Annotated in this window: 16 protein-coding genes; 6 read left to right on the forward strand and 10 right to left on the reverse strand. The window is 62.2% G+C overall.

Translation table 11 applies throughout. The features are described 5' to 3' along the window. Positions 1–25 precede the first annotated feature (25 nt). The 6 genes from hrpB to BLW25_RS02340 form a co-directional block, all read right to left on the reverse strand. The gene (gene hrpB, locus BLW25_RS02315; protein WP_092895971.1) at positions 26–2440 is read right to left on the reverse strand and encodes an ATP-dependent helicase HrpB; all 2415 of its coding nucleotides are present in this window, start codon (positions 2438–2440) and stop codon (positions 26–28) included. 93 nt (positions 2441–2533) lie between these two features. Then, a complete protein-coding gene (locus BLW25_RS02320) occupies positions 2534–3598 on the reverse strand; it encodes a heme-dependent oxidative N-demethylase family protein (protein WP_092895973.1) in 1065 nt (354 codons plus the stop codon). Positions 3599–3608: 10 nt separating this feature from the next. Further along, positions 3609–4571, reverse strand: coding sequence for a PDR/VanB family oxidoreductase (locus tag BLW25_RS02325; RefSeq protein WP_092895974.1), 963 nt, complete (start codon positions 4569–4571; stop codon positions 3609–3611). After that, positions 4568–5176, reverse strand: a complete 609-nt coding sequence (locus BLW25_RS02330) for a dimethylamine monooxygenase subunit DmmA family protein (protein WP_092895975.1) — start codon at positions 5174–5176, stop codon at positions 4568–4570. The genes BLW25_RS02325 and BLW25_RS02330 overlap by 4 nt, the downstream gene beginning before the upstream one ends. A gap of 181 nt (positions 5177–5357) precedes the next feature. Further along, the gene (locus BLW25_RS02335) at positions 5358–6497 is read right to left on the reverse strand and encodes an aminomethyl transferase family protein (protein WP_092895976.1); all 1140 of its coding nucleotides are present in this window, start codon (positions 6495–6497) and stop codon (positions 5358–5360) included. Positions 6498–6734: 237 nt separating this feature from the next. Then, positions 6735–8075, reverse strand: a complete 1341-nt coding sequence (locus BLW25_RS02340; RefSeq protein WP_092895978.1) for an ammonium transporter family protein — start codon at positions 8073–8075, stop codon at positions 6735–6737. 698 nt (positions 8076–8773) lie between these two features. Here BLW25_RS02340 and BLW25_RS02345 point away from each other — a divergent pair. From BLW25_RS02345 to BLW25_RS02365, 5 genes are all read left to right on the forward strand, one after another. Next, on the forward strand, positions 8774–9664 hold the full coding sequence (locus tag BLW25_RS02345) for a class II glutamine amidotransferase (protein WP_092895980.1): 891 nt from the start codon (positions 8774–8776) through the stop codon (positions 9662–9664). 1 nt (position 9665) lies between these two features. After that, positions 9666–10349 (forward strand): GltB/FmdC/FwdC-like GXGXG domain-containing protein, encoded by a 684-nt coding sequence (locus tag BLW25_RS02350; protein WP_092895982.1) that lies wholly within the window; start codon positions 9666–9668, stop codon positions 10347–10349. Positions 10350–10359: 10 nt separating this feature from the next. After that, the gene (locus BLW25_RS02355) at positions 10360–11697 is read left to right on the forward strand and encodes an FMN-binding glutamate synthase family protein (protein WP_092895984.1); all 1338 of its coding nucleotides are present in this window, start codon (positions 10360–10362) and stop codon (positions 11695–11697) included. Between the two features lie 106 nt (positions 11698–11803). Continuing rightward, positions 11804–13147 carry a type III glutamate--ammonia ligase gene (gene glnT, locus BLW25_RS02360; protein WP_092895986.1) on the forward strand — a complete coding sequence of 448 codons (1344 nt, stop codon included), beginning with the start codon at positions 11804–11806 and terminating at the stop codon, positions 13145–13147. Positions 13148–13287: 140 nt separating this feature from the next. After that, entirely contained in the window at positions 13288–14007 is a 720-nt protein-coding gene (locus BLW25_RS02365; protein WP_092895988.1) for a FadR/GntR family transcriptional regulator, read from the forward strand. A 10-nt stretch (positions 14008–14017) separates the two neighbouring features. On the opposite strand, the gene BLW25_RS02370 is transcribed toward BLW25_RS02365, so the two are convergent. Further along, positions 14018–15334 carry an ABC transporter substrate-binding protein gene (locus tag BLW25_RS02370; protein WP_092895990.1) on the reverse strand — a complete coding sequence of 439 codons (1317 nt, stop codon included), beginning with the start codon at positions 15332–15334 and terminating at the stop codon, positions 14018–14020. 167 nt (positions 15335–15501) lie between these two features. On the opposite strand from BLW25_RS02370, the gene BLW25_RS02375 reads away from it, so the two are divergent. Next, positions 15502–16842: an NAD(P)-binding domain-containing protein gene (locus BLW25_RS02375; RefSeq protein ID WP_092895992.1), complete on the forward strand. Its 1341-nt coding sequence runs from the start codon at positions 15502–15504 to the stop codon at positions 16840–16842. 153 nt (positions 16843–16995) lie between these two features. On the opposite strand, the gene glyA is transcribed toward BLW25_RS02375, so the two are convergent. From glyA to BLW25_RS02390, 3 genes are read right to left on the reverse strand one after another with little or no spacing between them, the layout of a single operon-like run. After that, a complete protein-coding gene (glyA, locus tag BLW25_RS02380; RefSeq protein WP_092895994.1) occupies positions 16996–18294 on the reverse strand; it encodes a serine hydroxymethyltransferase in 1299 nt (432 codons plus the stop codon). Positions 18295–18334: 40 nt separating this feature from the next. Further along, on the reverse strand, positions 18335–21001 hold the full coding sequence (locus BLW25_RS02385; RefSeq protein WP_253188174.1) for a phosphoenolpyruvate carboxylase: 2667 nt from the start codon (positions 20999–21001) through the stop codon (positions 18335–18337). Beyond that, a complete protein-coding gene (locus tag BLW25_RS02390; RefSeq protein WP_092895996.1) occupies positions 21001–21975 on the reverse strand; it encodes a 2-hydroxyacid dehydrogenase in 975 nt (324 codons plus the stop codon). Before BLW25_RS02390 ends, BLW25_RS02385 begins: the two co-directional genes overlap by 1 nt. Between the last annotated feature and the right edge of the window lie 7 nt (positions 21976–21982).

Here is a 21982-nt window from a genome sequence, read left to right on the forward strand (position 1 = left end):
GGGCTAATGGCGGCGGGAAGGGGGATCAGCTGCGGGGTTTGGCGCGCAGGGTCGGCTCTGCTTCGCGCGGGTCTTCGGGCCAGGGATGTTTCGGATATTGCCCGCGCATATCCTTTCTGACATCGGCGTAAGACGAGGCCCAGAAACCCGGCAGATCCAGTGTCACCTGCACCGGACGGCGCGCCGGCGACAGAAGCGTGATGCGCAAAGGCAGCCGGTTCTGGCCGACCACCGGATGGCGGGTGACGCCGAACATTTCCTGCAGACGGACCTCGATTGCGGGGTGGTCGCCGTCATAATCGATCGGCACCTCGCGCCCCAGAGGCGTGGTGAAATGGGCGGGGGCAAGGCGGTTCACCTCTGCCATGTGGTCCCAGCCGATATGGGCTTTCAGGGGCTCGATCAGATCCAGGGCCTTCAGGTCAGACAGGCTGCGGGCGCGGGTCAGATGCGGCAGGAGCCAGTCTTCGGCGCTGGCCAGCAGTGCTTCGTCACTGACCTCTGGCCAGTCCGCGTCACGGGTCAGGCGGATACGGGCGCGCAGCCGCGCGGCGGCGGGCGACCAGAAGATCCCGTTTTCGCGAAGACCGTCCAGAGCCGCGCGGGCGAGCGCCGCGGGGGGCGCGTCAGGCCAGGGGCGCTCGGCCAGCACCAGCGCGCCAAAGTGTTCTCGTTTCAGCGCCTGGACGCGGTTTTCACGGCTGTTCCAGATCACCTCATCGGACCAGGTGATCGCCGCGCCATGGATCTCGCGCAGTTCCTCTTCGCTGATGGCCAGCCCAAGGCGCAGCGTGGCCTCGCGCAGATCGCCATCGAGGTCGGTTGCAATGATCAGCGGTTCTTTGGCCAGCGCGGTGCCGGTCGCGACCACCGCACCCTTGCCATTGGCCAGAAGGTAGCGCGGTGCGTCACCTTTACGCCGGAGCCCGATACGGTCAGGCCAGGCCAGCGCCGCCCATTGCGCGACCGAAAGCCCGGGGCGCGCGCCCTCCGGCACCGCGCGCGCGAGGCGTTTCGCCTCCTGGCGGATACGTTCGATCACCGCGCGGCTGGCGGTTTCGGGCGGGCGTTCAATGGCTTTGAGGCGCAGCATCAGATCCGGCCCGGCACCGCGCATCGGGTCGCGTTCTTCCGCCAGCGCCGCCAGGCGGGCGGCATCTGGCCCGGCGATCATCAGCATATGGCCAAGGCGGGGATGCAGCGGCAGGCGCGAGAGCCGGCGCCCGTGACCGGTGATCGAGCCTGAGCCGTCGAGCGCGCCCAGCGTGGTCAGAAGATCACGCGCCTCGCGCAGGGTTGCGGGATGCGGTGGCGTGAGGAAAGGCAGATCGTCCGAGCCCCATTCCGCCAGTTCGAGCGCAAGCGCAGTCAGATCGGCCGAGGCGATCTCGGGCGGCGGGAAAGCCAGAAGCCCGCCTTCCTCGCCTTTGGTCCAGAGCCGGTAGCAGATGCCAGCCGCAACCCGGCCGGCGCGGCCCCGGCGCTGTTCTGCCTCGGCGCGGGTGACGCGCTCGGTCACCAGCCGCGACATGCCCGAAGCCGGGTCGAACCGCGCGCGGCGCGCACGGCCACCATCGACCACCACGCGGATGTCGGGCAAAGTCAGCGAGGTTTCCGCAATCGAGGTCGCCAGCACCACACGCCTGAGACCTTCGACCGGTGCCAGTGCTGCGCGCTGCGCCTGGAAATCCATTGCGCCAAACAGCGGGCGCAGCGCGATCCCGGGGATGTCTTTCAACCGCGCCTCGACGCGCCGGATCTCGCCTTCGCCGGGCAGGAAGGCCAGCAGGCCCCCTTCGGTGGTTTCTTCCAGCGCCTGGGCAATCAGCCCGGCCATGGCGGCATCAAACCGCATCGAGGCATCAACCGGGCGGGGCAGCCAGCGGGTCTCGACAGGATAGGCGCGGCCCTCTGCCGTGATCATCGGGGCGTCATTCATCAGGGCCGCGACCGGTGCGGCATCGAGTGTCGCCGACATGACCAGCAGCGCCAGATCGGGGCGCAAGGCCGCGCGGACCTCGAGCGCCAGCGCAAGGCCGAAATCAGCATGGAGCGAGCGTTCGTGGAATTCATCAAAGATGATACAGGAGATCCCCGGCAGTTCGGGGTCAGACTGGATCATCCGGGTCAGAATGCCCTCGGTCACCACCTCGATCCGGGTGGCGCCCGAGACCTTCGCCTCGCCCCGGATGCGGTAGCCGACTGTTTCGCCGATCTTTTCGCCAAGGGTTTCTGCCATACGCTCGGCACTGGCGCGGGCGGCAAGGCGGCGCGGTTCCAGCATCAGGATTTTTTGCGCGAACAGCCCTGATTTCAGCAGGTCGAGCGGCACCAGCGTGGTCTTGCCGGCGCCGGGCGGGGCCTGCAGAACGGCCCGCCCCGCACGGGCCAGCGCCGCACGCAGGTCAGGCAGAATCTCGGTGACGGGCAGCTGTTCCATGCCTGCTATATGGCAAGCCCGGTGCGGATAAGCCAGCGCCGCCCGGGGAAGGGGCGGCGCGGGGTCATTCTCGTCTCCGGGTCAGTCTCAGGGTCAGTCTTCTGGCCACCAGCCGGGCGAGGTCGGCGCGCCATCATCATATTTCGCCAGATAGTCGAGGATCATCGGCTTGTTGCGGATGAAGCCCTTATAGGTCGCCAGCTCATCGGGCACGGTTTTGATCACCCGGTGGAAACGCCGCGCCCATTTCGGCTTGGTGACCAGATCATCCAGACTGATCAGGTAGCAGCGGATCGGGAAAACAATCGCATTCGAGCGCGGCAGCCGGATCAGCGTCTGCAATTCCACCCGCAGATGCTGGCGCTTGCCGATGGTCTCGGGCGTCATGGTGGTCTTTGACGGGCCCCATTTGTGGTAATTTTCGGGGCTGGTATCCAGCAGCGGATCGACGGTCATCGTCCAGTTGAACCGCCGCACCGGCGCACCATACTGAAGCGCGAGCAGGAATTTCAGCGCCCGGTCAAAGATCCCCATCTGATGCGCCAGCGGCACCGGCGCATGCCATTCGTGGAAATTCATCCCGATATCGAAATCAAGGCTCCAGTCGGCCTGGCTGGTCACCATGCCGGCTTCGATCCAGAGATTGTCGTCGCGCTGATCCTGCAGCGTGAAATCGCCCTGGGCCTGGCGGGTGATATATTCAAACGGCCCCATCGGCAGAGTCGATTCGTCCAGGAAGGTGAACTTCTGGTCGATCCCCAGCGGGCGGTTGATCCAGTGCCACTTGTTCCCGTCTTTCGTCAGCGAGAACCACTGGGGGTATTCCTCCGAGAATTTCTCCATGATCAGTTCAAGGAGATCCCAGCCCGCCAGCGTCATATGTGGCAGCGACTGGCAGCGCAGCGGGTCCTGTTCCAGCACCCGGGCGCGGTCACGCATTTCCGAGACGTAATGCTCGTCCACGTCAAAGTAATGTTCAAAGATCGAGCCGGGGCGACCCGCAACATGGGGCTCCATATTCACCGAATACATGTAATCGTCTTCGGGGAAGGGGAAGGGGAAACGGTTCACCGCATGGGGCGAGTTGCGATAGGTGTAATCGCCGAAAAAGCTCTCGTCGCGGAAGAACGGGTCTTTGAACGCATCATCAAGGCTCATCGCATCCTCCTCAGAGTTCGATCACCAGGCGCTCGCCTTTGAAACGCGAGACGCAGGGCATGATATGGGATTTCGCGGCTTTCTGTTCGTCGGAAAGCCAGTGATCATAATTCAGGATCTCGCCTTCGACGGCGTTGACCTTGCATTCGCATTGGCCGCAGGCACCGCCACGGCAGAGATAGGGGGCATCGACGCCGGCAGCTTCCAGCGCCTCCAGCATCGACTGGGTCGGGCCGACATTGACGGTGATGTTTGACTTTGACAGCTCGACCTTAAACGCCTCGCCCACCGGGGGAGCGAGGAATTCTTCGGAATGGAGCGCGCCTTTCGGCCAGCCCATCTTTTCAGCGGTCGAAAGCACCCAGCCGATCATCCCCTTGGGGCCGCAGACATAAAGATGCGTGCCAAGCGGTTGCGTTTTCAACAGGGTCGCGAGGTCGATCGCCTGTTTTTCCAGGTCGTAATAGGGATGAACCCGGTCGCCGTAACGGGCGGAGAGCTCTTTCATATAGGCGCCCAGCTCGCGGTCACGCATGGCGTAATGCAGCTCGAACTTATGGCCGAGCGTGTCCAGCTGTGCCATCTGCGCGATGAAGGGGGTGATGCCGATACCGCCTGCGATCAGCAGATGTTTCTTCGCGCGCAGGTCCAGCCCGAAGAGGTTCACCGGCTGCGAGATCACCATTTTCATGCCGGGCTTCACGCCGGAATGCATGAACAAAGAGCCGCCGCGTCCGGTCTCGTCGCGGCGTACAGAAATCTCATAGCCCGAGCTGTCCGACGGGTCGGACATCAGCGAATAGGCGTTCAGGCGGCGGGTGCCATTGTCATCCATCTCGACGACGGTATGGGCGCCGCCCGAGAAACCCGGCATCAGCCCGCCATCTTCGCGCACGAAACGGAAGCGTTTGATCAGGCTGTTGACCTCGACCACTTCGGTCACGATCACGGGCAATCTGGTCGAGCCGCTCATTTGAAACGCTCCTCGGAGGCGGGCACTTCGCCGGGGTCTTCGGCGTCGATGCAGACGCCCTGGAAGGCAGCGAGGCGGCGCGAATAATGGTCGCGCACGAAGAGGTTGAGCCCGCAATGCGAGCAGACAAACGGGTCAAGCGTCACGTTTTCGGTGATGCCTTTGCAATGGACGCATTGCACACGCCGCGCGAGTGAGCCGCGCTGCTCGGTCTGGAGCGCATCATGCGGCAGGCCGGCGGCAATCGCGTCGCGCTGTACCTGGCCGATCAGCCCCTCGGTGCCGGCGGCATAAAGCTGCAACCCCATATGCGCATCGCCCAGCACCTTGCGGATGCGCTGCGAGGCAGAGGCATAGCTGGGCGCGGGGTGGAAGACCTGCGCGCCAAGCCCCGAGACCATCGTGGTCAGATCGGTGCCATTGGTGCCAGGAATATAGACGATATGGGTCGTGGATTTCAGATCCGGCGCGGCAGTCAGAAGCGCGGCCACAGCCTCGCCCCCTTCGCCATCGGCCACAATGAAATGCGAGGAACCCTGCCGTGGAACAAGGCGGCCATAGAGCGGCCGGGATCTCATGATGTCATCTGCTTGCGTTTGCGACATTCTTCTTCTTTCGCTCTGGCATGATGCACCCGCGAGGGCCGGCGCATCGGCTTCATGTCTCTTCCTCACCCCAAAGCCTCTTGCGGGCCTTCCTCCCTGGAGGGTGATGACCTCCCCGCCACAAAGATGCGCGGCGGGGAGGGGAACAGACAGGGCTGAACCTGATCAGCCTTTGACGGTATCAGCCTTTGACGGTGCGGCGCTTTTTCTCGACGTCGTAGAACGGCATCGAATGGCTGGTCGCCGCGATCTCGCCATGGGTCTCGCAGTTCACCACAAGTTTGGTGTCGTTATTGGCATATTCAACCGGCAGTCGCGCAATTGCGACGGTCCAGTTGTTCAGCGGCGAATGCATCGCCTGGGTCACGACACCCACTTTCTTGCCGTCTTTGAACACCGGCGCGCCGTTGCCCGGGACTTTGTTGCCCTCAAGCTTCAGGCCCCAGATCTTGAAGCGCTCTTTGCCCTTCAGGCGGTAATGTTCTTCCGCACCGCGGAAGCCGATCTTGCCCGGCGAGACGGTGAAATCGAGGCCAAGCTCCCACAGCGTGTCGCCGCCCGGCTCGTTGTCAAAGGGGTTATTCTCCGACGTGTCGAACGGGTAGAACAGCAGGTAGCTTTCGACCCGCAGCATATCGAGCGTGGTGAAGCGGCAGGGCATGATGCCCATATCGGCGCCTTCTTCCAGGATACGGTCCCAGACCATGCCGGCATCCTGGCCGCGCACGAAGATCTCATAGCCGCGCTCGCCGGTATAGCCGGTGCGCGAGATCATGACGGGCTTGCCGAAAAGTGAGGTCTGCATATGGCTGAAATAGTTCAGGTCCCGGATGCCGGGCACGTGCTTTTGCAGGTAGTCAACGGCCAGCGGGCCCTGAAGCGACAGGTCATGCAGGTTGTCGTCAAAGCGGATATCGACATCGCGGCCGGTGGTGTACATGGCCAGCTGCTCATGGCCGTTGCCGGTGCCATGGACGACCATGAAATTGTTCGGCCCGGTGCGGTAGATCACGCAGTCATCGACGAACTTGCCGCCATCGGACAGCATGGTCGCGTAGGACGAACGGCCCGGCATGATCTTTTCAACGTTGCGCGTGGTGGCGCGTTCGATCACGTGGCTGGCGGCCGGTCCGTTCAGATAGACCTTTTTCAGGCCCGAGACGTCCATCAGGCCGGCTTTGGTACGGATGGCCATATATTCGGCATCTGCGTCACCGACCTTGTAGGACCAGGCCGTGCCCATCCCGCTCCAGTCTTCCATATCCGAGCCGAGCGCGCGGTGGCGATCACCGAGTGCAGAGAATCTCCAGGAATTGGTCATGATTCCTCCCGTCGTTTTCTTAATGAATGTTGCGACTCATTCTGAAAGGTCGGGATCGGAAAAGCAACATTCATGTTAAAAAAGGTTTCCTGACAGAGAACATTTTCCTGTTCCTCATTCGGTCTCCGGGCGCGGCGCGCGGAACTGCCCGATCCTTGTGCGACGCCTGGATGCGACATGGCAAAGCCGGCGGAAGGATCTCCCGCCGGCTTGCAGTCAGGGACGCGAAGGCCCGGCTTATTTGCCGTTGTCGAGCCCCCAGCGAAGCTTGTCGAGCCCTTCGGCCTGCTCCTCTTCGGGCACACGCAGCCCGGTCGTCGCCTTAAGCACCACCGACAGGATCAGCCCGGTGATGATGCCGACGCCAAGGCACAGCGCAAAGCCCGCAAGCTGCATCAACAGGCTGATATGGCCATGCTGATAGGCAAAGGGCCCTTCGGTGATGCCCCAATACCCGCCGCGCGGCGTGCCGGCCTTGAAGAGGCCAATCATCACGAGGCCGTAGAAGCCGCAGCCGATGAAGAGGGGGAACAGCTTGTGCTCGTCGATTTCACGCTTGGAGGTGAAATCATAGACCAGCCAGCAGGTCAGCGGTGCGCCAAGCGCCACGAGGAACATCTGCCAGGGCAGCCAGACGTCAAATCCGGGCGCACCCGCGACATAGCCGCCGAGCGGTCCGAACAGGAGGTAGATGTAGTTCTTCGTCTTATACGAGATTGCTGCGCCGGTGATGGCGCCGCCGGCCCAGGCCAGCGCATAGTTGTTGAAGGCAATCCCCAGCGAGGTATCGGCCATGGTGACCGAAATCGCGCGGGCTTCCGGGTCGACAAAGAACAGGCAGGAAAGAATCACCATCGGCAGGCCCGAGAAGATGGTGATGATGCCGGTTGCCGCGAGGCCGATCGACGGCGCCTGGTAAGAGGGCACCTTGGGATGGGGCGCGAACATGCCGGGGCGCTTGCCAAGCTGCGGCACCAGCACCATCGCGATCCCCGTCGGGAAGATATAGACGAAGCCGATCCCGAAGAAGTCATGGAAGCCGGCATTGGTCAGCGGCCCGACCGAACCCCAGACCACCCAGCTCAGGATCGAGGAAACGACCGTTGCCACCACGCAGGTGATGTAAAAGGCCGAGGCCTTCATCCGCTCGGACACCGCGAAATGCAGCAGCACGTTCACGATCCCCGCAAAGGTGGCGAGGAAGAAGATGAAGATCTGGAATGTGTTCAGCCCCGGCCAGACGGCGGGATCGACATTTTGCGCATGGGCATTCGACAGCGTACCGAAGAACCACCAGTCCTTCAGCGAATCCATCATCGTGGCGCCGCCCATGATGTAATATTGCCCGGCCCAGAAGCCGAAGCCGACCGCGAAATAGGTCGCGAATCCAATAAAAAACCCCACCATTTTCTCGATGGTGGAGTTGTAGAGATTAGCGCTTCGCGTTGTGCCGGCATCGATCATTAAAAGCCCGGCGACAACCATCAGCGCCCCCACCGTACCAGACGCATAGACGAGGTTCTGGACGAGCTGGCTGAGGTTTACCTGTTCCGCGAAGAACGTGGCAGTTTCTTCCATATACGCACTCCCTGTTGTGGGTCCGGCTCCTCTCATGGGGCCGGTTTCTGGTCTTTCCGGCATGTCGCCGGCCGTTCCGGTCTTTTGGAGTTCCGCGCGCAGCAGGGCTGCGTCCCGGAAGCGCCGGATTATTCCGCCTGCCCGCCGGTCCTTGCTGCCGGTCTTCCCGGCTTTCTTTCATGCTGTGAGGGCTGAATTTCCCGCAGCAGAAAAGCGCCAACCGAGAAAAGTACCGTTCCAATGGACCAGAGGGCAGACCACTTGCCGCGCCAGATCATACCGATTGCCGATCTGGTCTGGTGTGCAGGGCTACATTGCGAGCAAGCGAAATGAAAATCAACCATCCAGGAAAAAACTATTCCCATAGGGAAGACTCCTCCGGCCAGACCCCGTTTAACTGACTGATAGGGCGTGGAAAAATCTGGAGGTGAGAGGCGAAGATATCAGGTTTTTCTGCTGATTCCGGGGCGAGCAGCAGGCGTCGGTGCCTTGTGTCTGACCGCGTCGGCCAGGCGGGCAGTGCCAAAGGGCCAGGTTCGGCGCTGTACCAGATGCCCCGGATGGCTGAACCGCAGCAGCGAACCGGGAATCGCTGCCTGTTTGTAAAAATATTCCCCTCATTCAACTTTATTTCTTGTGTGTTTGTTTGTCTGGTTGTTAGGATTGTTTTGCGCCAGAGCTAATAGGGAGCCGCTTCGATGTGCGGGATTGTTGGACTTTTTCTGAAGGACCGTTCGCTGGAGCCCGATCTGGGCCGTTTGCTGACGGATATGCTGATCACGATGACGGATCGCGGTCCTGATTCTGCTGGGATCGCGATTTACGGTGATGATGCGGGGGGCAAGCTGACGGTTCAGTCTGCCTTTGCGGATCGCGATTTTGCGACGCTGGAGGCGGATCTCGGGGCGGCGATCGGGGCGAAGGTTTCGCTTTCGCGCAAGGACAGCCATGCGATCCTGACGCTTGCGGCGGATAAGATCGCGCTCGCACGGTCGACGCTTGCGGCTCTGCGGCCGGATGTGCGGGTGATGAGCGCCGGCGATTCGATCGAGATCTATAAAGAGACCGGTCTGCCGAAGGATGTGGCGGCGCGCTTTGGCGTCTCAAAAATGTCGGGCCGGCACGGGATCGGCCATACGCGGATGGCAACCGAATCGGCGGTCACCACCATGGGGGCACACCCGTTCTCGACCGGGCTTGATCAGTGCCTTGTGCATAACGGCTCGCTGTCGAACCACAATTCGCTGCGCCGTGAGCTGATCCGCGACGGTGTGAAGTTCGAGACCCAGAACGATACCGAAGTCGCTGCGGCCTGGCTGTCGCATCAGCTGGCCCAGGGTGTCGAGCTTGGCGATGCGCTGCGCGCCGGTCTTGATGTGCTCGACGGCTTCTACACCTTCGTCGTCGGCACCAAAGACGGCTTCGGCGTGGTGCGCGACCCGATCGCCTGCAAGCCGGCGGTCATGGCCGAGACCGACCAATATGTCGCTTTCGGATCGGAATACCGCGCGCTGGTCAACCTGCCGGGCATCGAGGACGCCCGCGTCTGGGAACCGGAACCCGCAACCGTCTATTTCTGGAAGCACTGATATGCAGACGATTGACCTTGCAACCACCACTCTGCGCGACCTGAACGCGACGCTGCAGGCCACCAAAGGCCAGACCAATGCCACCGCCTGGGAGATCGTGAACCCGAAGGGCAGCCATGCGCTGGCCGTCGGCCTCGATGCCCCGATCGAAGTCACCGTCAAGGGCTCGACCGGCTATTACACCGCCGGGATGAACAAGCAGGCGACCGTCACCGTGAAGGGCTCGGCAGGCCCGGGTGTTGCCGAGAATATGATGTCGGGCACCGTCGTGATCGAGGGCGATGCCAGCCAATATGCCGGGGCGACCGGCAATGGCGGGCTTCTGGTCATCAAAGGCAATGCATCATCGCGTTGCGGCATTTCGATGAAGGGCATCAATATCGTCGTGCATGGCAATATCGGCCATATGTCGGCTTTCATGGCACAATCGGGCAATCTGGTTGTGCTGGGCGATGCCGGTGACGCGCTTGGCGACAGCCTTTACGAGGCGCGGCTCTTTGTCCGGGGCAGCGTCAAATCCCTCGGCGCCGACTGTATCGAGAAAGAGATGCGCCCCGAGCATATCGCGATCCTCCAGGACCTGCTGGCCCAGGCGGGCGCGGATGCAAAGCCCGAAGAATTCAAACGCTACGGCTCGGCCCGCAAGCTCTATAATTTCAACATCGACAATGCGTCGGCTTACTGAGGGATCGGCCATGAAAGACGAACAGAAGACGATCCCGCAGACCGTGCCGCGCCAGTCCTGGACCTATAGCCAGGAGATCAATTCCGAGATCCGCCGCGCCGCCGCCACCGGCATCTATGACATCCGCGGCGGTGGGGCAAAGCGCAAGCTGCCGCATTTCGACGACCTCCTGTTCCTTGGCGCCTCGATCTCGCGCTATCCGCTGGAAGGTTACCGCGAGCGCTGCGAGACCAAAGTGGTCCTCGGCACCCGTTTCGCCAAAAAGCCGATCACGCTCGATATCCCGATCACCATCGCGGGGATGAGCTTTGGCGCGCTTTCGGGCGCGGCGAAAGAGGCCCTTGGTCGCGGCGCCACGCTTTCGGGCACTTCGACCACCACCGGCGACGGCGGCATGACCCCCGAAGAGCGCGGCCATTCCAAGACCCTGGTCTATCAGTATCTGCCCTCGCGTTACGGCATGAACCCAGATGACCTGCGCCGCGCCGATGCGATCGAACTGGTGGTCGGCCAGGGCGCCAAACCGGGCGGCGGCGGCATGCTTCTGGGGCAGAAGATCTCGGACCGGGTTGCCAAAATGCGCAACCTTCCCAAAGGCATCGACCAGCGCTCGGCCTGCCGTCACCCCGACTGGACCGGCCCCGATGACCTCGAGATCAAGATCCTCGAGATCCGCGAGATCACCGGCTGGGAGAAGCCGATCTATATCAAGATCGGTGGTGCACGGCCCTATTACGACACGACGCTGGCGGTCAAAGCGGGCGCCGATGTCGTGGTGATCGACGGTATGCAGGGCGGCACCGCCGCAACCCAGGACGTGTTCATCGAACATGTCGGCCAGCCGACGCTCGCCGCACTGCCCCAGGCGGTCAAGGCGCTGCAGGATCTGGGCATGCATCGCAAAGTGCAGCTGATCGTCTCAGGCGGCATCCGCACCGGCGCCGATGTGGCCAAGGCACTGGCGCTTGGCGCCGATGCGGTCGCAGTCGGCACCGCCGCGCTGATCGCGCTTGGCGATAATGACCCGCATTGGGAAGCCGAATACCAGAAGCTCGGCACCACCGCCGGGGCCTATGACGACTGGCATGAGGGCAAGGATCCCGCCGGCATCACCACCCAGGACCCCGAGCTGCAAAAGCGCCTCGACCCGGTCCAGGCGGGGCGGCGGCTCGCGAATTACCTCAAGGTGATGACGCTGGAGGCCCAGACCATCGCGCGGGCCTGCGGCAAGAACCATGTCCATAATCTCGAACCGGAGGATCTCTGCGCGCTGACGGTGGAATCGGCCGCCATGGCGGGCGTGCCGCTCGCGGGAACCAGCTGGATCCCGGGGCGCGGCGGCTACTGAACTGCTTTGGAAAGCCGGTCCGGATCTGGGCCGGCTTTCCTTTTCACAACATCAGGCCAGCCCCTCGACGGGCCAGCTGTATCAAAACAACAGGGAATCGAACAAAATGGCCTTGGACAAAGGGCAAAGCGCAAAGCCGCAGACCGGTGCCGAACTGAAGGCTTATGCCGAAGAGCGCGGCATCCGCTATTTCATGATCTCCTTCACCGATCTCCTGGGGTATCAGCGCGCCAAGCTGGTGCCGACCTGCGCGATCGAGGGCATGTGCCAGGATGGCGCCGGTTTCGCAGGCTTTGCGACCTGGCTCGACGTCACCCCGGCGCATCCCGATATGCTGGCCGTGCCCGACCCCTCGACCGTGATCCAGCTGCCCTGGAACCCCGAGATCGCCTGGGTCGCCTCGAACCCGGTCATGTCGGAAAAGCCCCTCGACCAGGCGCCGCGCAATGTGCTGCGCAAGCTGGTCGATGAAGCCGCCGAGCTGGGCCTGCGCGTCAAAACCGGCGTCGAGCCGGAATTCTTCCTGCTCAACCCCGATGGCTCCGCCGTCGCCGATGAATTCGACGATGCGGTCAAGCCCTGCTATGACCAGAACGCCATCCTGCGCCGCTATGACCTGATCAAAGAGATCGCCGATGCGATGCTCGATCTCGGCTGGGAACCCTATCAGAACGACCACGAAGACGCGAATGGCCAGTTCGAGATGAACTGGAAATACGATGATGTGCTGGCCACCGCCGACAAGCACGCCTTCTTCAAATTCATGACCCGCGTTCTGGCCGAGAAATACGGGCTGCGCGCCACCTTCATGCCCAAACCCCTGATGGGCAAGACCGGCAATGGCTGCCATGCCCATATCTCGGTCTGGACCATGGACGGCAAGTCGAACGCGTTTTCGGATGACAGCAAAGAGCTCGGTCTGTCCGATAAGGGCCGCGCCTTCCTTGGCGGCATCATGAAACACGCCTCGGCACTCGCGCTGATCTGCAACCCGACGGTCAATTCCTACAAGCGCATCAACGCGCCCCGCACCTCGTCAGGCGCAACCTGGGCCCCGAATTCGGTGACCTGGACCGGCAATAACCGCACCCATATGGTCCGCGTTCCCGGACCCGGCCGGTTTGAACTCCGCCTGCCCGACGGCGCCGCAAACCCCTATCTCATGCAGGCCGTCATCCTTGCCGCCGGTCTCGACGGCATCCGCACCAATGCAGACCCGGGGCCCCGCTCCGACATCAACTTCTACACCGAGGGCCATCTGATCAAAGACGCGCCGAAACTGCCCCTCAACCTCCTCGACGCCATCCGCGCTTTCGATGCAGATACCGAGCTCAAAGCCGCCCTCGGCGAGGAATTCTCAAGCGCCTTCATCAAGATGAAAACCCAGGAATGGAACGAATATTGCGGCCATTTCACACAATGGGAAAAACAAAATACACTCGATATCTGAAGCTTGATCCCCTGGCGGGCTGGTCCTGAGCCAGTTCGTTGGACTTGCGCGCCCCTTACCGGGCGCGCTTTTTTCATGCGGTTGCACCGGCGCGGTGCATCTGATGATATTCAGGACAGCAGCAACAGGAGGGGCACAGAATGCGCAGGCCGGAACAGGTGACAGTGCTCTTTGCCGATCAGTCGCTGGGGGCGACCGTCAGGATCGTGGCCGAGACGCTGCTCGCGCGGATCACCTCGCAGGAATATGTGGTTGACGAGAGATTGCCCTCGGAACGCACCCTGGCCGGAGAGCTGGGGGTTGCGAGGAATACGGTGCGCGAAGCACTGGATGTGCTGGAAAATCAGGGTGTCATCCGTCGCCGTGCCGGCTCGGGAAGCTTTGTCACCGGGCTGTCACGCCATGAAGATATCGATGTCGGCGATGTGGCGGCCGAGACGAGCCCACTTGATCTGCAGGTGATGCGCGGCATTCTTGAGCCCGAGATGATCCGCCTTGCCATCATCGCCATGTCGCCGCGCGAGATCGAGGCGCTTGGCGAGGTGCTTTCCGCGATGGAGGCGGTGACCACCGATGCGAGTGAATTCGCGCGGCTGGAGGATGAATTTCACCGCCAGATCGCCAAAGGTACCGGCAATCCGCTGATTGCGGCCTGCTATGATCTGGTGATCGCAGCCCGCCACCAGGCGTTTCGCGCCGCGCTGAACCGCCGCTTTCTGACACCGAAACGTATCCAGGAGTGCCAGCGCTATTACAACACGCTGTTCAACACCCTGACCGCGCGCGACATCGAAAGCGCGGTCGAATTTACCAAGCTTTTGCTGATCGAAGAGCAAAAGCTCCTGATGCAGGAAGACTAGATCCGGGGGATCAGAGCGGGGCGGAGGCGGCGCTGTCCAGCGTGGTGTCGCGGATCGGCAGCGGCTCTTTGCCCTCGCGCTGATACCACATCTGGCCAAGGGCCTCCATTTCCTGGCGAAGCCGTGCACCATGTTCGGCCAGCCAGGCCGGGATCGAGCCAAAGCCGACAACCCGCGCCCGGCCAGACGTGATCCTTACCACCGGCCAATCCCCCGCCAACAGATTGTCATTGCCGTAAAATTCGGTCCCGAGCCAGCGCGCATGGCCAAAGGCATGTTCCCCCCGGCCGCCATGTTTCATCGCCGCAAGGACTGAGACCGGCGCCACGGTTCCGGCCTTTTGCACCGCCATATGCCACAGATCCAGCGTCGCCGCATATTCCCAGGACACCGAGCCCCAGCTGCCGGGAAAGCGCCGCTCATATTCGCTGTGGAACTGTGTCGGGCGGTTGAAGAAAAAGCTCTTATTCTGCAGGGCAGGGTCGTCGAAATCGGGGAACTGGAAGAGAAAGCCTTCCATGAACTCCGTCGATGTTTTGCGGATCAGCTCGCGGTAGCCATCGGCGGTGCAGGACAGCAGCTGGCCGGTAAAGCCCTGGCGATGCGCCGCTTCGGTCAGCGCATGCACCATCGGCGTGTGGCTGGTGCACCAGCACAGGACCTGCGGATCCGTGGCCAGCATCGCCGCCACGATCTCGTCGGCATCACCACCGGTATTGGGATAGCGGATCTCTTTGGTGATCTGGAAACCTTCTGCGCCGAAAGCCGCACGATAGGCGGCAAGCGAGGGCAGGCCCAGCTCATCCATCTGGCTGCACAGCGCCACCCGCCTCAGCTCGGGCCGGTTCTTTGCCAGCCAGCCGACTGCGGTGACATTGAGCAGGGGATGGGTCTCGCTCGGCGCGATCAGATAGGGCGTGTCGGGGGAAAGATCGCTCGGGAGCAGGGTCGAGGTCAGGATCTTGCGTTCGGTTAGCCAGGGGCGGAGCCGACGCAGCGAGTCGCCGCCGAGCATCATCATAAACCGCACATTGCCATCCTGGACCAGCCGGCGCGCGCCGATAAACGCCCGGTCGGGGTCATAGCCGCAATCTTCGGCGAGGATCTCGACCTGATGGCGCCGCCCGCTGATCATCATGCCGCCCGAGGCATTGATCTGATCGGCCCAGATCTGACAGCCATAAAGCCCGGGCAGGCCCCAGGACCGCACCTGGCCGCTCAAAGGCGCCAGAAAGCCGATCGGGATCCGTTGTCCGGTGGTGGTTTCCAGGCGCCGGACCAGACCTCCGACCGCGAGCCGCTGTGCCAGACTGACAGAACCGGTCATCTCCCGCCCCTTGTTTCAGCGTCAGACCGCCCGGGAGGCGGCGATTCCGCCAGGAATCTTTTTCCCAGCATGAAGATTTGTTGACATGCTGGCAATCCTGTCGCGTAATTGGCGCAGTGAATAAGGAACCAATCCATAAACTGGTTCAGACCAACGGGAGCACACGCATGAGTAAGAGAATCGCAGTCATCGGAGCAGGCCCTTCTGGCCTTGCACAGCTGCGCGCCTTTCAGTCGGCCGCCGAAAAAGGCGCCGAGATTCCAGAGATCGTCTGCTTCGAGAAGCAGTCCGACTGGGGCGGGCTGTGGAACTACTCCTGGCGCACTGGTCTGGACCAGTATGGCGAACCGGTTCATGGCTCGATGTACCGCTACCTTTGGTCAAATGGCCCGAAAGAAGGGCTTGAATTCGCTGATTATTCTTTTGAAGAGCATTTTGGCAAGCAGATTGCCTCCTACCCGCCGCGCGCGGTGCTGCTCGACTATATCGAGGGGCGCGTGAAAAAGGCAGGGGTCCGCAAATGGATCCGCTTTGAGAATGTGGTCCGCCTTGTAGACTGGGATGAGGCGACGCAGAAATTCACCGTTACCGTCCAGGATCTGCCGAAAGATCACTGCTATTCGGAAGAATTCGACCATGTGATCGTGGCCTCGGGCCATTTCTCAACGCCGAATGTGCCCTCTTTCCCAGGATTCGAGCGCTTCAACGGCCGGATCGTCCACGCCCATGATTTCCGCGATGCGCGCGAATTCGCCGGCAAGGATGTGATGCTGGTCGGCACGTCCTATTCGTCGGAGGATATCGGTTCGCAATGCTGGAAATATGGCGCGAAGTCGATCACCAACACCTATCGCTCGGCGCCGATGGGGTTCGACTGGCCGGATAACTGGGAAGAAAAGCCCAATATGCAGAAGGTCGAAGGCAATATCGTCACCTTCGGCGATGGCACGACCAAGAAGATCGACGCGATCATTCTGTGCACCGGCTATAAGCATCACTTCCCCTTCCTGCCCGACGGGCTGCGGCTGAGAACGGCGAACCGGCTTGCGACGAACGACCTCTATAAAGGGGTCGCCTATGTCCATAACCCGGCCCTTTTCTATATCGGGATGCAGGATCAGTGGTTCACCTTTAACATGTTCGACGCCCAGGCCTGGTGGGCGCGTGATGTGATCCTGGGGCGCATCGCGCTGCCGGGCAAAGAGGCTATGCAGGCTGATGTGACCGACCGCGTTGCGCGCGAGGATGCCGGCAAAGACACCCATGATGCGATCCAGTATCAGGGGGATTACGTTAAAGAACTGATCGCAGAGACGGATTACCCGAGCTTCGATGTCGATGGTGCCTGCGAGATCTTCTTCGAATGGAAGGATCACAAGAAGCAGGACATCATGGGCTTCCGCAACAATTCCTACAAATCGGTGATCACCGGCACGATGGCGCCGAAGCATCACACGCTCTGGAAGGATGCGCTGGACGACACGATCGAAAGCTATCTGCAGAACTGACGGTCCGCTCTGGCGCAAAAGGAGAGGTTCCGATCAGAAGGGGCGCTGGCATGGTCCAGCGCCCCTGTTTTTTGCGAAATTGTCAGAAAAACGTAAAAATGCCGGAAGATTTTCCGGCATTTTGCGATCTGAATGTTCGAATAGTGAAAGCCGTCAGAGTGTCGGGTAAAGCGGGAACCTGTCGCAGAGCGCCTGGACCTCGGCCTTCACTTTGGCCTCGACCTCGCCGTTGCCGTCTTCGCCATTGGCGGCGAGCCCATCAACCACTTCGACGATCCAGCGCGAGATCTGGCGGAATTCGGCCTCGCCGAACCCGCGCGTGGTGCCTGCCGGCGCGCCCAGACGGATGCCCGAGGTCACGAACGGCTTTTCCGGATCAAACGGCACGCCGTTCTTGTTGCAGGTGATATGGGCGCGGCCAAGCGCGGCCTCGGCCGCCTTGCCGGTCACTTTCTTGGGCCGCAGATCGGCGAGGCAGAGATGGTTGTCGGTGCCGCCCGAGACGATATCGATCCCGCCCTTCATCAGCTCATCCGCCATCGCTGCCGCATTGGTTTTCACCTGGGCTGCATAGGCCTTGAACTCCGGACGCAGCGCTTCGCCGAACGCGACCGCTTTGGCGGCGATCACATGCATCAGCGGGCCGCCCTGCAGGCCGGGGAAGACCGCCGAATTGATTTTCTTAGCGATGTCTTCATCATTTGTGAGCACCATACCCCCACGCGGGCCGCGCAGGCTCTTATGGGTCGTGGTGGTCACCACATGGGCATGGGGCAGGGGCGAGGCATGCACGCCGCCGGCCACGAGGCCCGCGATATGCGCCATATCAACATGGAGGTAAGCACCGATCTCATCAGCAATCGCCCGGAAGGCGGCCCAGTCCCATTCACGGCTATAGGCGGTGCCCCCCGCCAGGATCAGCTTCGGCCTGTGCTCGAGGGCCTTTTTGCGCACCTCGTCCATGTCGAGGCGCTGGTCCTGCTGACGCACGCCATAAGAGACAACCTTGAACCATTTGCCGGACATATTGACCGGCGAGCCATGGGTGAGATGTCCGCCCGAATTCAGGTCGAGCCCCATAAACGTGTCGCCCGGCTGCAAAAGCGCGAGAAAGACCGCCTGGTTCATCTGGCTGCCGGAATTCGGCTGCACATTCGCGAATTTGCAGCCAAAAAGCTCTTTCGCGCGCTCGATCGCGAGGGTTTCGGCGATGTCCACATACTGGCAGCCGCCGTAATAGCGCTTGCCCGGATAGCCCTCGGCATATTTGTTCGTGAGCACCGAGCCCTGGGCCTCAAGAACCGCGAGGGAGACGATGTTCTCGCTCGCGATCAGCTCGATCTCATCGCGCTGACGGCCAAGTTCAGAGCGCACCGCTCCGAAAAGTTCGGGGTCGCGCGAGGAAAGAGATTCGGTGAAAAAACCGGAGCTTTGGAAACTTGTATCGGGCATATCGGGCCTCTTTCTGGTCCTGGATCTGCGGAAAGGGGGGTCAGCCGGTCCAACCGAGGCCGGCGGCGATGCAGTTCATGCTTTGCAGGAGCGGCACGGAAAGGGTTTGCCGTTCGCTTTGGCGCGCATGGCGCAAGAGGTCGATCTGCAGGCGGTTGAGCTGATCAAGGGCGACCCGGTTGCGTTCGAACCCTTCGCGGAACATCGGGAACCGCGCGGCAAGAACATCCTGATTGGTGATCTGCAAGACCGCCGCGCAGGTCAGCTGGTATTCCTCGCGGATCATCCCGAAGAGGGTGCGGGCGAGATCTCGGTCGGTGACAAGGCTGGCATAGCCGGCGGCGACATCCATATCCGCCTGTGCCAGGCTCTTCTCGATCTCGTCAACCACCATGCGAAACAACGGGTTAGAGGAGAACATCCGCGCCAGGAGCAGCCTGCCGCTTTCGCCGCGCACCGAAAGGAAGGAGGTGATGGCAGATCCGAAACCATACCAGCCGGTCAGCATATGCCGGTTCTGGGACCAGGCGAAGACCCATGGGATGGCACGCAGATCAGCGAGCGTCTTTGCCCCGTGGCGCCGCGCCGGCCGCGAGCCGAGTTTCAACGCCGACAATTCGCCGACCGGGCTTGCCTCTTCGAAATAGCGCACGAAATCCGGGCTTTCGACCAGGCGTGACCAGACCGCCTGCGACATGCCGGAAAGGGCGACAAGGGCTTCGTCCTGATCTGGATGGACCACCGGTCCCTGCGGGCCGGTGCCGGCGGTATGGGTGAGGACGGCGGCGGTGAGCAACTCCATATTATGGAGGGCTGTGCCGCGATTGGCGTATTTTGCGGAAACAACCTCACCTTGCTCGGTGAGTTTCAACGCGCCGCCAATGGTGCCGGCGGGTTGCGCCGCAATGGCGCGTTCTGTCGGCGCGCCACCCCGGCTGGCTGAACCACCACGACCGTGGAAGAAGCTGGGACGGAAACCATGGGCGGCCAGTGTTGCGGTGATGCGCCGCTGGGCACGGTGCAATTCCCAGGTCGAACAGAGAAAGCCTCCGTCTTTCCCGGAATCGGAATAGCCCAGCATGACCTCGACATGGCCGCGTTTTTCCCGCAATCCTGCGCGAAACGCGTTGTTTTTCAACAGCTCTTCCAGGATTTCCGGACCAGCGCGCAGATCGGCGATGGTCTCGAACAGGGGGGCTACGATCAGCGCAGGCGCGCCGGGGCAGGGGCCAGCGGCATAACGCGCAAGCAGGTGTACCGCCAGAATATCTTCGGCAGAGCGCGCCATTGACACGATAAAGGGACCAAAGGACTCCGGGTCATGCCCGCTTTCGCGGGTCAGCCGAAGCAGAGCGAGCAGGTCCTGCGCGACCGGCCCGAGGTCAGAATCCTGCGCCTGGGGCAGTTCGGGGTCGGCGAGGGCGCGCCGGATTTCCGCAGCACCGGCAGGGGTGCCGCTGCGCGCGCTGATCCCTTGCGCAGCCCAGATCTCATCCAGGACCGCATTGATAATGGTCGAATTTTGCCGCAGATCCAGCGCGGCCGTGCGAAAACCGAAAACCTCGGCCCGCCAGCGCACCGGGCGGATCCAGGCCCTTGCGAGATCGCCGGCACCGATGGCAAGCAGGGCGGTTTCGACGCTGTTCAGATCGCCAACCAGCTCATGCGGGCCACGATAGGCGGTCGCAGTGCCATCGCGGCTTGCGATCAGGCGGGCGAGGATCGCGCTCAGTGCCTGTCGGAAAATCTCGTTGGGATTTCGTTGATTATGTGGCGTGCCGCTTCTGCTCTGGACGATGACGGCGGCCAGAGCGGCCATATTGGCCTCGGGAACCGGCACGATGCGACAGGAAATGCTGAGCCGCCGCGCGGCGCGCTCGACCCCTTCGATATGGCAGGCGAGCGCGGCCAGCCTCCCGGCATCGATCGCGGCCCGCGTCACCTCGGCCGTCACATTGGGATTGCCGTCGCGGTCGCCGCCGATCCAGGTGTTGAACCGCAGACAGGGACGTTCCGATGCCGCCGATTGCGGCGCGAATTCAGTGCGCGCGTCGATAAAACGTTCATAAAGCTGGGGAACCGCGTCAAAGAGGCTGTTGCGGAAAAATTGCAGGCCCCAGTTGATCTCATCGGTGAGGCTGGGGCGTTCCAGCCGCAATTCGCCGGTCAGCCATAAAAGACCGATCTCGCAGCGGATCTCTGTATAAAGCGCTTCGCGTTCCCGCGGGGTCCAGCGTTGCGTCTCAAGCTCGACAAGGCGGCGATAGATGCGGCGGTGAATTTCAAGAATGGTGACCCGTTTCGCCTCGGTCGGATGCGCGGTCATCGTCGGCACCACCGCGAGCTTTGCGACCGCGGCATCAATTGCGGCAGAATCCAGCCCCTGCTGCGCAAGGCCCGCAAAGGCCGCGGCGAAAGAGCCGGGAACATTCTCCGCCCCTTCTCGCGCTTCGATCCGGCGGCGCTGCCGCATCGCGTCGTTTTCCTCGGCGATCCGCGACAGCTGAAAGCGGATGTTAAGCGCCTGGAGATAGGGGATGGCGCGGTCATCGGCGGGGATCGGGTCGGTCGCGCCGGTGGAAAGCCAGGCAGCGACTTCAGGCGCACGCTGGGTCACCACCTCGGCCAGCAGGTCATGCAACAGGTGGCGCAGCGCGGCGGCATCGCTGTCGGCGGGCAGGCCCGGATCAGGCATTACCCGGTTCATCATGCCACCCTGTCGCGAGGGGCGCGGCCCTCAAAGAAATCGACCAGGTTTTCAAAGACGCGGAACCCCATGGCCTCACGGGTTTCGCGGGTCGCCGATCCCAGATGCGGCAGCAGCACAAGGTTGTCGCTGTTCAGAAGATCGGCCGGGATCTGTGGTTCGCGTTCAAACACATCAAGCCCGGCGCCACCGATGGTGCCATACCAAAGCGCACGGGAAAGCGCATGTTCATCAACCACTTCGCCGCGCGCCGTGTTGATCAGGAACGCACCGGGCCGCATCAGATCGAGGCGCCGCGCATTGATCAGATGCCGGTTTGCCGCGCCCCCGGGGCAGTGGAGCGAGACGAAATCGCAGGCCGGCAACAGGTCTTCGATGGTTTCCACCTGCACCGCGTTGTAGCGGGCAAGCACCTCAGGCGAGATGGGCGAGCGGTTCTGCACCAGGATCTTCATGCCAAATCCGTGATGCGCGCGCTGCGCCATCGCCTGGCCGATGCGGCCAAAGCCGATGATCCCGAGCGTTGCGCCTGAAACCCGGGTGCCGATCATATGGGTCGGCCGCCAGCCGGTCCATTTGCCGTCCCGGACCTCGCGTTCACCTTCACCGGCGCGCCGTGCAACCATCAGCATCAGCGTCATGGCGATATCGGCGGTGCATTCGGACAGAACATCGGGCGTATTCGTCACCATGATGCCGCGATCCTTCGCAGATCCGGTGTCGATATGGGAAAAGCCAACCCCATAATTTGCAAGGATTTTCACCCGCGCCGGGGCCTCGCAAAAGGCCTCGGCGGGGAGTTTGTCAGTCACTGTCGGAAGAACCGCATCATAGCTGCGAAAGGCGTCCCGGAACTCTGCGAGCCCCAGAGGCCGGTCGGCCCGGTTCAGATCGGTGTCGAAGATCTCCGACATTTTCGCCTCGACCGCAGCGGGCCAGCGGCGGGTGACAAGAACCTTTGGTTTTGCAGCCATGATGCGT

The organism is Rhodobacter sp. 24-YEA-8, from assembly GCF_900105075.1.
Taxonomy (GTDB): Bacteria; Pseudomonadota; Alphaproteobacteria; order Rhodobacterales; family Rhodobacteraceae; genus Pseudogemmobacter.